This is a genomic window from Burkholderia sp. BCC1993 (assembly GCF_905339865.1).
Classification (GTDB): domain Bacteria; phylum Pseudomonadota; class Gammaproteobacteria; order Burkholderiales; family Burkholderiaceae; genus Burkholderia.
In genome coordinates, this window is the sequence record NZ_CAJPGZ010000014.1 from 163,953 (window position 1) to 180,382 (window position 16,430).

Annotated in this window: 12 protein-coding genes; all 12 read right to left on the reverse strand. The window is 65.8% G+C overall.

All coding sequences use genetic code 11. The features are described 5' to 3' along the window. Positions 1–27: 27 nt before the first annotated feature. The 12 genes from rsmG to U4Y91_RS24100 all read right to left on the reverse strand — a co-directional run bounded on the left by rsmG (position 28) and on the right by U4Y91_RS24100 (position 16,285). The gene (gene rsmG, locus U4Y91_RS24045) at positions 28–714 is read right to left on the reverse strand and encodes a 16S rRNA (guanine(527)-N(7))-methyltransferase RsmG (RefSeq protein WP_124486820.1); all 687 of its coding nucleotides are present in this window, start codon (positions 712–714) and stop codon (positions 28–30) included. Next, positions 711–2,681, reverse strand: a complete 1,971-nt coding sequence (mnmG, locus tag U4Y91_RS24050; protein ID WP_321807163.1) for a tRNA uridine-5-carboxymethylaminomethyl(34) synthesis enzyme MnmG — start codon at positions 2,679–2,681, stop codon at positions 711–713. The genes rsmG and mnmG overlap by 4 nt, the downstream gene beginning before the upstream one ends. 512 nt (positions 2,682–3,193) lie before the next feature. Then, a complete protein-coding gene (locus U4Y91_RS24055) occupies positions 3,194–3,949 on the reverse strand; it encodes an ABC transporter ATP-binding protein (RefSeq protein WP_321807164.1) in 756 nt (251 codons plus the stop codon). Beyond that, entirely contained in the window at positions 3,949–5,733 is a 1,785-nt protein-coding gene (locus tag U4Y91_RS24060; protein ID WP_321807165.1) for a branched-chain amino acid ABC transporter ATP-binding protein/permease, read from the reverse strand. Before U4Y91_RS24060 ends, U4Y91_RS24055 begins: the two co-directional genes overlap by 1 nt. Positions 5,734–5,737: 4 nt before the next feature. Next, the gene (locus tag U4Y91_RS24065) at positions 5,738–6,793 is read right to left on the reverse strand and encodes a branched-chain amino acid ABC transporter permease (protein WP_321807166.1); all 1,056 of its coding nucleotides are present in this window, start codon (positions 6,791–6,793) and stop codon (positions 5,738–5,740) included. Positions 6,794–6,982: 189 nt separating this feature from the next. Further along, positions 6,983–8,140, reverse strand: coding sequence for an ABC transporter substrate-binding protein (locus tag U4Y91_RS24070; protein WP_044845229.1), 1,158 nt, complete (start codon positions 8,138–8,140; stop codon positions 6,983–6,985). A gap of 1,136 nt (positions 8,141–9,276) precedes the next feature. After that, complete coding sequence (locus U4Y91_RS24075) at positions 9,277–10,251, reverse strand: branched-chain amino acid ABC transporter permease (RefSeq protein WP_321807227.1); 975 nt, start codon at positions 10,249–10,251, stop codon at positions 9,277–9,279. Then, entirely contained in the window at positions 10,251–11,135 is an 885-nt protein-coding gene (locus U4Y91_RS24080; protein WP_321807167.1) for a branched-chain amino acid ABC transporter permease, read from the reverse strand. The genes U4Y91_RS24075 and U4Y91_RS24080 overlap by 1 nt, the downstream gene beginning before the upstream one ends. A gap of 111 nt (positions 11,136–11,246) precedes the next feature. Then, positions 11,247–12,446 (reverse strand): ABC transporter substrate-binding protein, encoded by a 1,200-nt coding sequence (locus U4Y91_RS24085; protein ID WP_044845227.1) that lies wholly within the window; start codon positions 12,444–12,446, stop codon positions 11,247–11,249. Between the two features lie 77 nt (positions 12,447–12,523). After that, on the reverse strand, positions 12,524–13,279 hold the full coding sequence (locus tag U4Y91_RS24090) for an ABC transporter ATP-binding protein (RefSeq protein WP_321807168.1): 756 nt from the start codon (positions 13,277–13,279) through the stop codon (positions 12,524–12,526). Then, positions 13,276–14,055 carry an ABC transporter ATP-binding protein gene (locus U4Y91_RS24095; RefSeq protein WP_321807169.1) on the reverse strand — a complete coding sequence of 260 codons (780 nt, stop codon included), beginning with the start codon at positions 14,053–14,055 and terminating at the stop codon, positions 13,276–13,278. Before U4Y91_RS24095 ends, U4Y91_RS24090 begins: the two co-directional genes overlap by 4 nt. 544 nt (positions 14,056–14,599) lie before the next feature. Continuing rightward, complete coding sequence (locus U4Y91_RS24100; RefSeq protein WP_321807170.1) at positions 14,600–16,285, reverse strand: GMC family oxidoreductase; 1,686 nt, start codon at positions 16,283–16,285, stop codon at positions 14,600–14,602. Between the last annotated feature and the right edge of the window lie 145 nt (positions 16,286–16,430).

Sequence of the window (16,430 nt, forward strand, 5' to 3'; positions counted from 1 at the left end):
AAACAAACAGCGCGCTACCGCGCGCCTTCAATTCGCCTCGTCGACGGTGACCTCGATCAGATGCCGTTCGGCATCGAGCATCGGTACCGCCAGCCGCATCGTCTGCTTTACGCGACTGCCTTCCGGCAGCCGTGCAATTTCGTCGTCCGGGTGGACACCCTTCATCGCCCAGATCGATCCGCCGGGCGCGACGAGATGTCGAGCAAGTTTAACGAAGTCGGATAGATCCGCGAAGGCGCGGGATACGATCATGTCGAATTTTTCCGGCACTTCGACGCCCGGCTGCAGCGATTCGACCCGCCCAGTGACGACCGACAGGTTCGCGAGCTTCAGCTCCGCACGCATCTGCGTCTGGAATGCAGACTTCTTCTGCACGATATCGTTCAGCGTCACCTGCCAGTCCGGCCGGACGATCGCCAGCACGATACCGGGCAACCCGCCGCCCGAACCCACGTCGAGCACGCGCGCCGATGCACGGTCGCGCAGATGCGGAACGATGGAAAGTGAATCGAGAATGTGCTGGATCAGCATCTGCTTCGGGTCGCGGATCGCGGTCAGGTTGTAGACCGCGTTCCACTTGCCGAGCAGCGCGACGTAATCGAGCAGCTGGTTGCGTTGTGTATCCGTCAATGCGATGTCGAGCGCGGCCGTGCCGTCGACGAGCATTTGTTCAAGTACGTCCCGATTAACCGCCGGCGCGCGACGCGCCGTCATTGTTGCGTCGGGACGGTGCCGTCCCCCTGCTCGGTTGCCTCTGCGGCAGTGCCATTACGACGGCCGAGGCCACGGCGCTTCAGGTGCACCATCAGCAGAGAGATCGCAGCCGGCGTGACGCCCGAGATCCGCGATGCCTGGCCGATCGTTTCCGGCCGGAACTCGTTGAGCTTCTGGCTCACTTCGAACGACAGGCCGCGCACCTCGCGATAGTCGATACCGTCCGGCAGGCGCGTGTTCTCGCTCGCATCGTTGCGCTCGATCTCGCTCGCCTGGCGTTCGATATAGCCCTGATATTTGATACCGATCTCGACCTGCTCCTTGATCTGCTCGAGCAGCACCGGATCGTCGGCCAGCGGCTCCGCCGGACCGCATTCGCCGCCCTTCAGGCCGCACACGCCGTCGTAGCTGATACCCGGGCGACGCAGCAACTCCGCGAGGCTGTACTCGTGATCGATCGCCTTGCCGAGCAGCGCGGTCGCCTCTTCCGGCGGCAGCGTCTTCGGCGTGACCCATGTCGACTTCAGTCGTTCGGTTTCACGTGAAACAGCGTCGCGCTTCCGGCTGAACGCATCCCAGCGCACGTCGTCGACCAAGCCCAGCTCGCGGCCGATCTCGGTCAGGCGCATGTCCGCATTGTCTTCACGCAGGCTCAGACGATACTCGGCACGGCTCGTGAACATCCGGTACGGCTCGGCCACGCCACGCGTGACGAGGTCGTCGACCAGCACGCCAAGGTACGCCTGGTCGCGACGCGGACACCATGCGTCCTTCTCCTGCACGTAACGGCCTGCGTTCAGACCGGCCAGCAGGCCTTGAGCGGCCGCTTCTTCATAGCCCGTCGTGCCGTTGATCTGGCCCGCAAAGAACAACCCGTTGATCGCCTTCGTCTCGAGCGATGCCTTCAGCGCGCGCGGATCGAAGTAGTCGTATTCGATCGCATAGCCGGGGCGCAGGATGTGCGCGTTCTCGAGGCCGCGCATCGAGTGCACGAGTTCGAGCTGCACGTCGAACGGCAGGCTCGTCGAAATCCCGTTCGGATAGAACTCATTGGTCGTCAGCCCTTCCGGCTCGAGGAAGATCTGGTGCGATTCCTTCGACGCGAACCGGTGGATCTTGTCCTCGATCGACGGGCAGTAACGCGGGCCGACACCTTCGATCACGCCTGTATACATAGGCGACCGGTCGAGGCCGCCGCGAATGATGTCGTGCGTGCGCTCGTTCGTATGCGTGACCCAGCACGGCAGCTGCTGCGGATGTTGCTCCGCACGGCCCAGGAACGAAAACACCGGGATCGGATCGAGGTCGCCCGGCTGCTCGTCCAGCTTCGAAAAGTCGATCGAGCGGCCGTCGATACGCGGCGGCGTACCGGTCTTCAGGCGGCCCTGCGGCAGCTTCAGCTCCTTCAGACGCGCCGACAGCGACACGGCCGCCGGATCGCCCGCGCGACCGCCCGTGTAATTGTTCAGGCCGACGTGGATCTTGCCGTCGAGGAAGGTACCCGCCGTCAGCACCACCGCACGTGCGCGGAAGCGGATGCCGATCTGCGTGACGGCGCCCACCACGCGGTCGCCTTCGACCATCAGATCGTCGACGGCCTGCTGGAACAGCCACAGGTTTGGCTGGTTCTCGAGCCGATGGCGGATCGCAGCCTTGTACAGGATACGGTCGGCCTGCGCACGCGTCGCGCGCACGGCCGGGCCTTTCGACGAATTCAGGATCCGGAACTGAATACCGCTCTCGTCCGTCGCGGCGGCCATCGCGCCGCCGAGCGCATCGACTTCCTTGACCAGATGGCCCTTGCCAATGCCGCCGATCGACGGATTGCAGCTCATCTGCCCGAGCGTTTCGATGTTATGGGTCAGCAGCAGCGTCTTCGCACCCATACGGGCCGATGCCAACGCGGCCTCCGTGCCTGCGTGCCCGCCGCCGACGACGATGACGTCAAATTCTGTGGGAAAAAGCATGGTGGATTCCGCGCGCAGGACTGCGCACGAACCTATCTGAGAAATGTATGGGCCGAATTATAGCGGGTTCGCTTTTCACCCGAAGACCGTCCGAATGGTAGGGCCCGTTCATTTAGCCGATTTTTTCAGCCGATCGGCCGAGCTGTGCCGCCTGGCCAGTCTTGGCGGCGCTGGCACGACCTCAACGCACATCGTCAAGCTGTGCAAAACCGGGGATCAGGCAGCGGCTCGTGAACCGACATCACCGTGGGATCACAGGATTTCCGGTCAATCGCCCGACACTTATCCCCTGTGCCGTCCGCCCCTCTGGCGGCCGCCCCCTGTCGCACATACAACGCTCACCCCCTGTGCGACCCGGCGCGATGAGCCCCGCTCTCGTCACAGAGCTTCCGCTGGCTGCCCCGGCACTTATCCCCACACTCGATTCAGCGTCACGTCGCCCTCCTCCGAAAACAAAAACGGCGTGTTTCACGTGAAACACGCCGCCCGTTTCCCGCCAACCGCCTCAACCATCAAGCCGTTTTCTTCGCCAGCCCCAGGTACGTTTCGATTACCTGCGGATTCTGTGCCAGTTCGGCGGCCGGCCCTTCCAGCGCAAACTCGCCGGTCTCCAGCACGTAACCGTAGTCCGAGATCTGTAGCGCGGCCCGCGCGTTCTGCTCGATCAGCAGCGTCGCGACGCCCGTCCCACGCAACGCGCTGATGATATGAAAAATCTCCTTCACGATCAGCGGCGCCAGCCCGAGGCTCGGCTCGTCCAGCATCAGCAGGTCGGGCTTACCCATCAGCGCGCGGCCCACCGCAAGCATCTGCCGTTCGCCGCCCGACAGCGTGCCGGCCGCCTGCTTGCGCCGCTCCTTGAGCCGCGGAAACAGCGTGAACACATGATCGAGCTGGTCGAGGAAGTTCGACTCACCCGCGACCTTGCGGCGATACGCGCCCAGCACGAGGTTGTCCTCGACGGTCATCGTGCTGAACAGCTCGCGCTTTTCCGGTACAAGGCACATCCCGCGCGCGACGCGCTGCTCGACGGGCAATGCGCCTACGTCGTTACCGCGGTAAATGATCGCGCCCGACGCGTGCCCGGTCACCGGCAACGCGCCCATGATCGCGTTCAGCAGCGTCGACTTGCCGGCTCCGTTCGGGCCGATCACGCTGACGATCTGCCCTGCGCCGACCTTGATCGCCGCACCGTGCAGCGCCTCGACCTTTCCGTACCGCACCGCCAGCCCGCGTACCTCGAGAATCGGCATCGTCGTGTCCGTCATCACTCCACCCCGCCCAGATACGCTTCGAGCACCGCCGGATCCTGCTGCACGTCCTGAGGCAGCCCTTCCGCGATCCGCGTGCCGAATTCCATCACCACCAGCCGGTCGGTGAGGTTCATCACGAAATCCATGTCATGTTCCACGAGCAACACGCTCACCCCTTCGGCCTTCAGGCGCCGCAGCAGGTCCGCGAGCTGCTGCTTCTCCTGGTAGCGCAGCCCGGCCGCCGGCTCGTCGAGCAGCAGCAGCGTTGGATCGCAGCACAGCGCGCGCGCGATTTCGAGAATCCGCTGCTGGCCAAGCGCGAGGCTGCCCGCTTCGTCGTACATGTGTTTCTCCAGCCCGACGCGGCGGATCTGACGTGCCGCTTCAGCCAGCAACTGCGCTTCCTCATGTGCATTGAGCCGCGCGATGCTGCGCCAGACGCCCGTATGGCCGCGCAAATGCGCGCCGATCGCGACGTTCTCGAGCACCGTCATCGTCGGCAGCAGCTTCACGTGCTGGAACGTCCGGCCGATCCCGCGGCGGACGATCTGGCGCGACGTGAGCCCGTTGATCCGCTCGCCGCGGAACGTGATCGTGCCGCCGGTCGGCTTCAACACGCCGGTCACGAGGTTGAACGTGGTCGACTTGCCCGCGCCGTTCGGGCCGATCAGGCCGACGATTTGCCCCGCTTTCACGTCGAAACTGACGTCGTTGACGGCCACCAGCCCGCCGAACTGCTTGCGCGCGTTGTCGACCACGAGCAGCGGCTCGCCGGCCACCGGCTTCGCGCGCTGCGGCAACGGGTCGGCATGGTCGGGCACATGTGCGCGCGGCCCGCGTGGAAACAGCTTCGCGACGAACGGCCATACGCCCTGGCGCGCGTACTGCAGCAACAGCACCATCAGCACGCCGAACACGATGATCTCGAAGTTGCCTTCCGAGCCGAGCAGCTTCGGCAACAGCGTCTGCAGGTAGTCCTGCAGCACGGTGAGGATCGCCGCACCGAGCACCGCGCCCCATACGTGCGACACGCCCCCGACCACGGCCATGAACAGGAATTCGATCCCGTGGTTCAGGCCGAACGGGGTCGGGTTCACCGCGCGCTGCAGGTGCGCGTACAGGAAGCCCGATACCGCGGCGAGCACGGCCGCGTAGGTGAAGATCACGACGCGCATCCACGCGGTGTTCACGCCCATCGCCTCGGCCATCACGCCGCCGCCGCGCAGCGCGCGGATCGCGCGGCCGGGCCGGCTGTTGAGCAGGTTCTGCACCGACACGATCGCGGCCAGCACGACGGCCCAAATCAGGAAGTACAGGCTGCGGCCGCTGCCGAGCTCGATGCCGAACAGGTTCAGTGCCGGAATCCCGTTGATCCCGTCGTACTTGCCGAGCAACTCGAGGTTGCCGAACAGATAGAACAGCGCGAGCCCCCACGCGATCGTGCCGAGCGGCAGGAAATGCCCGGACAGGCGCATCGTGACCGCGCCGAGCACCAGCGCGACGAGCGCCGTCAGCACGACGCCGACGATCAGCGCGAGCCACGGCGACACGCCGTATCGCGTGGTCAGGAATGCGGTCGCATACGCGCCGATGCCGACGAACGCGGCCTGCCCGAAGCTCGTCATCCCGCCGACGCCCGTCAGCAGCACGAGCCCGATCGCGACGACCGCGTAGAGGCCGATGTAGTTCAGCAGCGTGATCCAGTATTCGGGCACCTGCAGCGCGCCGGGCAGCACCGGCAGCGCGAACAGCACCACGAGAAACACCCAGAAAGTCTTGTTGCGTACCATCGTCTTCATCGCGTCACTCCTCTTCCTCTTCCGCATGCGGCGTCGCGAAACTGCGCCACAGCAGCACCGGGATGATCAGCGTGAACACGATCACTTCCTTGTACGCGCTCGCCCAGAACGACGAATACGATTCGAGCACGCCGACCAGCAGCGAGCCGGCGGCCGCGAGCGGGTAACTGACCAGCCCGCCGATGATCGCGCCCACGAAACCCTTCAGGCCGATCAGGAAGCCGGAGTCGTAATAGATCGTCGTCAGCGGACCGACGAGGATGCCGGACAGCACACCAAGCCCGGCCGCCAGCGTGAATGCGAGCCGCCCTGCTTCGGTCGTGCCGATGCCGACCAGCCGCGCGCCGAGCCGGTTCACCGACGTCGCGCGCAGCGCCTTGCCGGCGATCGTGCGGCCGAAGTACACGTAGAGCGCGCCGATCAGCACCAGCGCGGTCACGACCACGAGGATGCTCTGCACCGACACCGTCATGCTGCCGACCGACAGCGACGCATCCGCGAAGCCGTTGGTGCGCGAGCCTTCCGCGCCGAACATCACGAGCCCGAGGCCGACCATCGCGAAATGGACGGCGACCGACACGATCAGCAACAGCAGCGTCGTGCCTTCGGCGATCGGCTGATAGACGAGCCGGTAGACGAACGGCCCCATCGGCACGACGATCGCGAGCGTCAACGCGATCTGCGCAAGCATCGGCAGCGGCTGCGCGGCAAAGCTGCGCGAGATCGCGAACACCGCGAGCGGCAGCAGCACGTAGCGGCTGCCGAGCGTCGCGAGCGTGCGGCCGAGCTGATGGCGGCGTTCGCGATGGCGGACCAGGCCGCCGACTTCCAGCAGGAAGCACGCGATGCCCATCACGAACAGCAGCCAGCAGGTGGCGGGAAATTTCTGCGCCTGCAACGCCGCAAGCGTGAGCGCACCGTAGGCGACGAACTCGCCCTGGGGAATGAAGATCACCCGCGTGACGGAAAACACCAGCACGAGCGCCAGCGACAGCAATGCATAAATGGCGCCGGTCGTGATGCCGTCTTGCGCGAGGATCGCCGCAATCGAGAGATCCATACGTGTCGTGTATCGAGAATGCTGCGGAGAAACGGCGACGGGAACGGCCCGCGCACGGACGGCAAGACCGGGGGTCAGGTGTCGCGCTGCGGGCTTCCCGGCATTCCATGCGGCGCGAGCACGGACCGCCGCGCCGCCGACGGCGCGCACGGCGCCGTTCGCGCCGCGCCCGCCGGTTTCACGTGATGCTTACTCGGCCTGCAGCTTCCACTTGCCGTCGACGATCTGCACCATCACGCGCGCCCGCGTGTCGAAGCCGTTGTGATCGGTCGCCGTCGTGTTGATCACACCGTGCGACACGGGCAGGTCCTTCACGCTCTCGAGCGACGCGCGCAGCGCCTCGCGGAACGCCTCGGTGCCCGGCTGGCCCTTCTTCAGCGCGTCGGGAATCGCACGCTGCAGCAGCAGGCCCGCATCCCATGCATGGCCGCCGAAGGTCGCCAGCGAACCCGCCCCGTACGCCTTTTCGTACGCGGCCTTGTAGCCGAGCGCCGGCTTCTTCACCGGATTCGAATCGGGCAGCTGGTCGGTCACGAGCACCGGGCCGGCCGGCAGGATCTCGCCTTCGCAATCCTTGCCGCACACGCGCAGGAAGTCGTTGTTCGCGACGCCGTGCGTCTGGTACACCTTGCCCTTGTAGCCGCGCTCCTTCAGCGTCTTGGCCGGCAGCGCGGCCGGCGTGCCCGAACCGGCGATCAGCACCGCGTCCGGATTCGAGCCCAACAGCTTCAGCACCTGCCCCATCACCGACGCGTCGGTGCGGTTGAAGCGCTCGTTCGACACGAGCTTCAGGCCGTTCTTCTCGGCCGCCGCGCTGAACGTCTTGTACCAGCTGTCGCCGTACGCATCGGCGAAACCGATGAAGCCGACCGTCTTCACGCCGTGCTTCGCCATGTAGCCGGCGATCGCGTCGGCCATCAGCTGGTCGTTCTGCGGCACCTTGAACATCCATGCGCGCTTCGCATCCATCGGCGAGATGATCTGCGCGCTCGCCGCGAGCGAGATCGTCGGCGTCTTGCCCTGCGACACCGGATCGAGCATCGCGAGCGAGTTCGGCGTGACGGACGAGCCGATGATCGCGTCGACGTGATCCTCGTCGATCAGCTTGCGCACGTTCTGCACCGCGCGGCTCGTGTCGGACGCATCGTCGAGCACGATGTACTGGACGCTCTTGCCCGCGATTTCCTTCGGCAGCAGCGCGATCGTGTTCTTTTCCGGAATCCCGAGCGAGGCGGCCGGCCCGGTGGCCGACAGCGTCACGCCGATCTTCACCTGCGCCGACGCCGTGGCCGCCGCACCCACGAGGCCCGCGGCCAGCAGAACCTCCATCCATCGATTCATCTTCATTTAGGTTGTCTCCAAACGCTGCTCGAAAAATCCGTGGGTCGCTCGGGCGGCTCCCGGTCCTCAAACAAGTTAATAAATTAACTATCTCGCCGTACCGCGTCTACGCTCGTTTTCCCGTGAAACGCCGGCGTCGCAATCGAACCCCGGCGATAGCGAGCACGCCCGCGCCGCGGCGCGTTCCGAAACGGTCGTTCGACCGCCACGATGCGCGGCAGCAATGTCGTCAGGATGAAGGGAACGGAGAAACGCAGCGTTGCGCGAGACGCGATCGATGCGAACGCAACGATCGCGGGAAGGTCGGCTGGCCGAGCCTGGTTCGGCTCCGCAAGTGTGCGGCACACGATCGGAAAACCGGCCGTTCATGCGAATCCGAACGACGCGTCGGATGCGAACGCAACGATCGGAGAAGCCACCGTGCCGGGCAATCGAGCCAGAACGCGCATACCGGCCGCAGGACGGCTCGTGAAAGCCGCAGCATACCGATGCACCCCCGCCCCCGAACGAGCGGCGCCAGCCGCCCCTCGCACCCCGATCCATCGTCCCACGCTTCTCATCCAACCGCACTCCCTCTTCTGCATTTTGCTTGTAGGAGAACTGCCGACTATTTTCCCGACCGCACGGTCGGCGAAAGCTGAGTGTAACGGACGCTTTTTGCGCACGCCAACCGGGTAAGCCCGGACGGCATGCACGCGGCTGCGCGCCAGCGGCGATCGACCGGCAGGATTGGACGAAAACGGGGGACGGGATGAAACGCGAGCGAGGCGAGGTGAGGCAGAACACGGGCGCGCGAAACGCGGCGCCACTCGCCTGCACCATTAATGGAAATTCGCGCACACAAATGAAAAAGCGCTGTTGGATTCCGTCCAACAGCGCTTTAGGGTCCGGGCACTTTGTGCCTCGATTGTCTCCTCGTTCTCCACCTGCAAATCCGTTTCGCGGTGCATCAGAACTGAAACGAAGATTAAAGGACCTTTCACCCTGCGACAACTTAGCATTTACCCCTATGGTGCATCGCCGCACGAAAATGGGGCGCCAGCCTTGCCGCGCGGCACCGTCCCGAGGCCGCCGCGACGCCCTTCCCGGCCGCGCCGGATGGTGCTTCGCATCAACGCGTCGCCACGCCCGGCGCGCTGCAATCAGGACGGCCTGAGCGTCTTGACCCGTGCGACCATCTCGCCGACGATCCCGCGCCGGAACGCAAGCACGCATGCGATGAAGATCAGCCCGGTGACGATCGTCGCCGATTCGCCGAGCGAGTGGAACCAGCCGATGCCCGTCACCGACGCGAGCCATTCGCCGATGTCGCCGAGCCGGTCCTCCAGCGCGACGATCAGCGCCGCGCCGAGCAACGGCCCGAACAGCGTGCCCATCCCGCCGACCAGCGTCATCAGCACGACGAGGCCCGACATCGTCCAGTACGCGTCGGACAGCGTCTCGAAGCCGAGCACCAGCACCTTCAGCGAACCGGCCAGCCCCGCGAGCCCGGCCGACAGGATGAACGCGAGCAGCTTGAAGCGGTCGGTGTCGTAGCCGAGCGAGATCGCGCGCGCCTCGTTTTCCTTGATCGCGACGAGCACCTGGCCGAACGGCGAGTGCACGATGCGCACGATGAACGCGCACGCCGCGACGATCACCGCGAGCACGACGTAGTAGAGCGCGACGTCGTTCGACAGGTCGACGAGCCCGAACAGATGCCCGCGCGGCACGCCCTGCAGGCCGTCCTCGCCGTGCGTGAACGGTGCCTGCAGGTAGATGAAATAGACCATCTGCGCAAACGCGAGCGTGATCATCGCGAAGTAGATGCCCTGCCGGCGGATCGCGAACAGGCCGACGACGAGCCCGAGCAGCGTCGCGGCGAAGGTGCCGACGAGCACGCCGAGCTCCGGCGTGAAGCCGAGCGTCTGGATCGTATAGCCGGTCGCGTAGCCGGCGGTCGCGAGGAACATCGCATGGCCGAACGACAGCAGCCCCGTATAGCCGATCAGCAGGTTGAACGCGGCCGCGAACAGCGCGAACGTGAGCACCTTCATCACGAACACCGGATACGCGCCGATGAAGGGTGCTGCGAGCAGTGCGGCGAGCAGCACGCCGTAGAGCACTTTTCTCTGCATCATTTTTCCTTGCCGAACAGGCCAGCCGGGCGGATCAGCAGCACGATCGCCATGATCACGAACACCACCGTGGCCGACGCTTCCGGATAGAACACGCGCGTGAAACCCTCGATCACGCCGAGCAGCAGCCCGGTGATGATCGAGCCGAGAATCGAGCCCATCCCGCCGATCACGACCACCGCGAACACGGTGATGATCATCGGCTGGCCCATCAGCGGCGACACCTGGATCACCGGCGCCGCGAGCACGCCCGCGAATGCCGCGAGCGCGACGCCGAAGCCGTAGGTGAGCGTGATCATCATCGGCACGTTCACGCCGAACGCCTCGACGAGCTTCGGGTTCTCGGTGCCCGCGCGCAGATAGGCGCCCAGGCGCGTCTTCTCGATCACGAACCAGGTCGCGAGACACACCGCGAGCGACGCGACGACCACCCACGCGCGGTAGTTCGGCAGGAACATGAAGCCGAGATTGGTCGCGCCGGACAGCTGCGACGGCACGTCGTACGGCTGGCCGGACGACCCGTAGATCGAGCGGAACACGCCTTCGACGACGAGCGTGAGGCCGAACGTGAGCAGCAGCCCGTACAGGTGATCGAGCTTGTACAGCCAGCGCAGCATCGAGCGCTCGACCAGGATCCCGAACGCGCCGACGATCAGCGGCGCGAGCGCAAGCATTGCCCAGTACGGCAACCCGAAATACGACAGCCCCATCCACGCGAGCATCGCGCCCAGCATGAACAGCGCGCCGTGCGCGAAGTTGATCACGTTGAGCAGCCCGAAGATCACCGCCAGCCCGAGGCTCAGGATCGCGTAGAACGAGCCGTTGACGAGCCCGAGCAGCAACTGGCTCAGCATCGCCGGCAACGGAATGCCAAAGATTTCCATCGACTTAGCCGTCCGAATGAGTTTCGTTGCGTGCGCAACCGTCATGCCGTCGCGCACGCGGGCGGTGCAGCGGCCACATCGCTGCGGCCGCTGCGGCCGCTGCGGCCGCGCTTACTTCCATGCCGCGCAGCGCGTCTCCTGCTTGGTCGTGAACGCCTGCTCGCCCGGAATCGTCGCGAGCACCTTGTAGTAGTCCCACGGCTCCTTCGATTCCGACGGCTTCTTCACTTCCATCAGGTACATGTCGTGAATCATGCTGCCGTCCTGGCGGATGTAGCCCTTCGCGTAGAAGTCGTTGATCTTCGCCTTCTTCAGCTCGGCCATCACCTTGTCGGAGTCGGTCGTGCCGGCCGCCTGGACTGCCTTCAGGTAGGTCGTCACCGACGAGTAGTCGGCCGCCTGCAGGCTCGACGGCATCTTCTTCATCTTGCCGAAGTAGCGCTGCGCCCACTGGCGCGCTGTCGCGTCGCGGTTCCAGTACCAACTGTCGGTCAGCACGAGGCCTTGCGTCGTCTCGAGGCCGAGGCTGTGCACGTCGTTGATGAACATCAGCAGCGCGGCGATCTTCATCGTCTTCGTGATGCCGAACTCCTTCGCGGCCTTGATCGAGTTGATCGTGTCGCCGCCCGCGTTCGCGAGGCCGAGGATCTGCGCCTTGGACGACTGCGCCTGCAGCAGGAACGACGAGAAGTCCGACGCCGACAGCGGGTGCCGCACCGTGCCGAGCACCTGGCCGCCGCTCGCCTTCACGACGTCCGACGTGTTCTTCTCGAGCGCCTTGCCGAATGCGTAGTCGGCGGTCAGGAAGAACCAGCTCTTGCCGCCCTGCTTCACCACCGCCGAGCCGGTGCCCTTCGCGAGCGCCATCGTGTCGTATGCGTAGTGGACCGTGTACGGCGTGCACTGCTCGTTGGTCAACGTGTCGGCGCCCGCGCCGATGTTGATGTAGACCTTCTTCTTCTCGGCCGCGACCTGGTTCATCGACAGCGCGGTCGCGGAGTTCGTGCCGCCGACCAGCAGGTCGAGCCCGCCGCGGTCCATCCATTCGCGCGCCTTCGACGCGGCGATGTCCGCCTTGTTCTGGTGATCGGCATAAACGACCTCGATCGGCTTGCCGAGCACCTTGCCGCCGAAGTCGGCGACCGCCATCCGGATCGCCTCGAGGCCGCCCTGCCCGTCGATGTCCGCGTACAGCCCCGACATGTCGGTGATGAAGCCGATCTTCACGCTATCCGCGGCGTGTGCGGCGCCGGCGGTGAACGCTGCGGTCGCGACCGCCAGACACGCGTGTGCGAGGGTCTTCATTTTCATTGACGTCTCCTGTTGTTCTGATGCGTTGTGGTTGTTCGTAGGCCGCCACGGCTAGCGGCAAGGGAAACGGGGCGGCGTCACACCCCGAGCAGGTCGTGAAGGATCGGCATCTTGCCTTCCAGTTCGGATGAGCGGAAATGCTCGACGATGCGGCCATGTTCCATCACGTAGAAGCGATCGGCGAGCGGCGCGGCGAAGCGGAAATTCTGTTCGACCATCACGACCGTGTAGCCGCGCGCCTTCAGCGCGATGATCATGCGCGCGAGCGCCTGCACGATCACCGGCGCGAGGCCTTCGGAAATTTCATCGAGCAGCAGCAGGTTCGCGCCGGTGCGCAGGATCCGCGCCACCGCGAGCATCTGCTGCTCGCCGCCGGACAGCCGCGTGCCCTGGCTCTGCCGGCGCGACGCGAGGTTCGGGAACATCGCGTAGATCTCGTCGAGCGACATCGCGTGCTCGCGCGGGCCGATCGGCGGCGGCAGCATCAGGTTCTCCTCGCACGACAGGCTCGAGAAGATTCCGCGCTCCTCCGGGCAATAGCCGACGCCGAAATGCGCGATGCGGTGCGTCGCGAGGCCGATCGTCTCGTTGCCCGAAACCTTGATCGAGCCGCTGCGGCGGCCGGTGAGGCCCATGATCGCGCGCAGCGTCGTGGTGCGGCCCGCGCCGTTGCGGCCGAGCAGCGTGACGACCTCGCCGCGATGAACGCTCAGGTCGACACCGTGCAATATGTGGGATTCCCCGTACCAGGCCTCGAGGCCCGTGATCTCCAGCGCGGGCGCGCCGCTCTCGACGCCGCTCAATTCGCGTTCCTCCCGTTCGCTGTGCTTCATGCGTGCGCCCCCGCGAGCGCCGCATCGGCGCTACCCATGTAGGCCTCGATCACCAGCGGATTCTTCGACACTTCCGCATACGAGCCCTCGGCCAGCACCTCGCCGCGTTGCAGGACGGTGATCGTGTCGGAGATGCCCGCGATCACGTTCATGTTGTGCTCGACCATCAGGATCGTGCGGCCGCTCGCCACCTTCTTGATCAGCGCGGTCACGCGATCGACGTCCTCGTGGCCCATCCCTTGCGTGGGCTCGTCGAGCAGCATCAGTTCGGGTTCCATCGCGAGCGTCGTCGCGATCTCGAGCGCGCGCTTGCGGCCGTATGCGAGTTCGACCGTCGGCACGTGCGCGAAATCGGTGAGGCCGACCTGCGTGAGGAGATCCATCGCCCGATCGTCGAGGCGCTGCAACGTGCGCTCGCTGCGCCAGAAATGGAACTCGGTGCCGAGCGCGCGCTGCAGGCCGAGGCGCACGTTCTGCAACGCGGTCAGGTGCGGGAATACCGCCGAGATCTGGAAGGAACGGATGATGCCGCGCCGCGCGACCTGCGCGGGCCGCTCGTCGGTGATGTCGATCCCGTTGAAGACGATCTGGCCGGCCGTCGGTGTCAGGAACTTGGTCAGCAGGTTGAAGCAGGTGGTCTTGCCCGCACCGTTCGGTCCGATCAACGCATGGATCGCACCGCGGCGCACACGCAGGTTGACACCGTTCACGGCGGTGAAGCCCCTGAATTCCTTCGTCAATCCGCGTGTTTCGAGAATCGTGTCGCCGAGAATCATGTTCCCTTCCGTACGAAGTCAGGCGAAGCACCGGGAAGATTCGCGCAAGCGGCCGCGAACAAGTCCGCGGATCTGCGGGCTGCCCCCGGGGCGCCGTATTACGCCTCGAGGGTGGTCTCCCGCGCCGACGCGTATGCACACTGCGCAACATTGTCGCGCCGTTGGTGCAGTGCAATCATCGGGATTTGCACTTATAGGGCTGGCTGCCATATCGGGCGCGGCTGAGCGCGAATTTTCGACGTCTTTTTTTGACACGTGCATCATCGACGGTCGCACGATCGCACGACGCGTGCCTGCGCGAACACGCGCACGTTACGCCGCGCGTCATGTCGTCGCGCGGCAAAAACGCTGCGGGCAATGCGCGGTTCGCGACGCAATCGCCGTTGTCGTCGCGCGGCAAAAACGCTGCGGGCAATGCGCGGTTCGCGACGCAATCGCCGTGCGTGTCGTCGATTCGTTGCGATCCGCACGCGTCGGCTTGTTTCGCATAGCGAACCAGCGGGCGCCCGGATGACGCCCCGCTGGCGTGCGCGTCAGCCTGGTGTCACGCAGCCGTCATCGCCGCGTCCGTTCCTGCGTGCGTCGCGTCGTGCGCCGCGCGTCGATCGGCTCGGATCATGTCGCTCGCGCGCTCGGCGATCATCAGCGTCGGCGAATTCGTGTTGCCCGACGTGATGAACGGCATCACCGATGCGTCGACGATCCGCAGCCCGGCGATGCCGCGCACGCGCAGCCTGCTGTCGACGACGGCACGCGCGTCGTCCGCGCGCCCCATCCGGCACGTACCGACCGGATGGAAGATCGTCGTGCCGACCGCGCCCGCCGCTTCGATCAGTTCGGCTTCGGTCCGGTATCGCGCGCCCGGCAGGATCTCCTCCGGGCGGTAACGTGCGAGCGCCGGCGCGGATGCGATCCGGCGCGTGAGTCGCAGCGCGTTCGCGGCGACCTGGCGATCGTGGCCGGTCGACAGATAGTTCGGTGCGATCGACGGCGCCACGCCGGCATCGGGGCTCGCGATATGCACGCTGCCGCGCGAACTCGGCCGCAGATGGCAGACGGACGCCGTAAAGGCGTTGAAGCTGTGCAGCGGCTCGCCGAAGCGCTCGAGCGACAGCGGCTGCACGTGATATTCGAGATCGGGGCGCGTGAGCGCGGGATCGTCGGGATCGGATTTTGCGAACGCGCCGAGCTGCGACGGCGCCATCGACATCGGCCCGCGCTGCAGCAGCGCGTATTCGGCGCCGATCATGAGCTTGCCCCACCAGTGCGCGGACAGCGTGTTCAACGTGCGCACGCCTTCGACGCGAAACGCCATCCGCAGCTGCAGGTGATCCTGCAGGTTCTCGCCGACGCCCGGCAGATCCTGCACGACGTCGATGCCGAGCGCCTGCAGCCGTGCGCCCGCACCGATGCCCGACAGTTCGAGCAGCTGCGGCGAATTCACCGCGCCGGCGGTCAGCAGCACTTCGGCGCGTGCGTGCGCGACGTAGTCGGTGCCGCCGCCGCGATACTCGACGCCGAACGCGCGCCGCCCGTCGAAGATCACGCGCTGCGCATGCGCGCCGGTGATCACGGTCAGGTTCGGGCGCGTCATCGCGGGCCGCAGGAACGCCTTCGACGTATTCCAGCGCACGCCGCGCTTCTGGTTCACCTCGAAATAGCCGACCCCGGTGTTGTCGCCGCGGTTGAAATCGTCGGTCGCCGGGATGCCCGTCTGCTGCGCGGCCTGCGCGAACGATTCGAGGATCTCCCAGCGCAGCCGCTGCTTCTCGACGCGCCAGTAGCCGCCCGCGCCGTGTGCGTCGCTCGCACCCGCGTGGTGGTCCTCGCTGCGCTTGAAGATCGGCAGCACGCTGTCCCACGACCAGCCCGCGTCGCCGGTTTCCTGTGCCCAGCTGTCGTAATCCTCGCGCTGGCCGCGCATGTAGATCATCCCGTTGATCGACGAGCAGCCGCCGAGCACGCGACCGCGCGGATACGACAGTGCGCGGCCGTTGAGCGCCGCCTCCGGCTGTGTCTTGTACAGCCAGTCCGTGCGTGGATTGCCGATGCAGTACAGATAGCCGACCGGGATGTGGATCCAGTGATAGTCGTCCTTGCCGCCCGCTTCGAGCAGCAGCACGCGGATCTCGGGATCCTCGGTCAGGCGGTTCGCGAGCACGCAGCCTGCGGTGCCCGCGCCGACGATCACGTAATCGAATTCGCCCTCGAGCGTGCGTTGAGTCGTCACGACGTGTCTCCTGTCGACCCGAGTTAGCGCTTCAGCGCTTACTCGGGTCCCATGGCGTGGCTGGATGGAGTTGGCGCTTCAGCGCTTACTCCATCCCCACGGCGGTCGACTCGAGTTAGCGCTTCAGCGCTTACTCGGGTCCCAT

Excerpts from the sequence above, each read along its gene's own strand:
- rsmG (WP_124486820.1), bottom strand. The coding sequence starts at position 714 with ATGACGGCGCGTCGCGCGCCGGCGGTTAATCGGGACGTACTTGAACAA.
- mnmG (WP_321807163.1), bottom strand. The coding sequence starts at position 2,681 with ATGCTTTTTCCCACAGAATTTGACGTCATCGTCGTCGGCGGCGGGCAC.
- U4Y91_RS24055 (WP_321807164.1), bottom strand. The coding sequence starts at position 3,949 with ATGACGGACACGACGATGCCGATTCTCGAGGTACGCGGGCTGGCGGTG.
- U4Y91_RS24060 (WP_321807165.1), bottom strand. The coding sequence starts at position 5,733 with ATGAAGACGATGGTACGCAACAAGACTTTCTGGGTGTTTCTCGTGGTG.
- U4Y91_RS24065 (WP_321807166.1), bottom strand. The coding sequence starts at position 6,793 with ATGGATCTCTCGATTGCGGCGATCCTCGCGCAAGACGGCATCACGACC.
- U4Y91_RS24070 (WP_044845229.1), bottom strand. The coding sequence starts at position 8,140 with ATGAAGATGAATCGATGGATGGAGGTTCTGCTGGCCGCGGGCCTCGTG.
- U4Y91_RS24075 (WP_321807227.1), bottom strand. The coding sequence starts at position 10,251 with ATGCAGAGAAAAGTGCTCTACGGCGTGCTGCTCGCCGCACTGCTCGCA.
- U4Y91_RS24080 (WP_321807167.1), bottom strand. The coding sequence starts at position 11,135 with ATGGAAATCTTTGGCATTCCGTTGCCGGCGATGCTGAGCCAGTTGCTG.
- U4Y91_RS24085 (WP_044845227.1), bottom strand. The coding sequence starts at position 12,446 with ATGAAAATGAAGACCCTCGCACACGCGTGTCTGGCGGTCGCGACCGCA.
- U4Y91_RS24090 (WP_321807168.1), bottom strand. The coding sequence starts at position 13,279 with ATGAAGCACAGCGAACGGGAGGAACGCGAATTGAGCGGCGTCGAGAGC.
- U4Y91_RS24095 (WP_321807169.1), bottom strand. The coding sequence starts at position 14,055 with ATGATTCTCGGCGACACGATTCTCGAAACACGCGGATTGACGAAGGAA.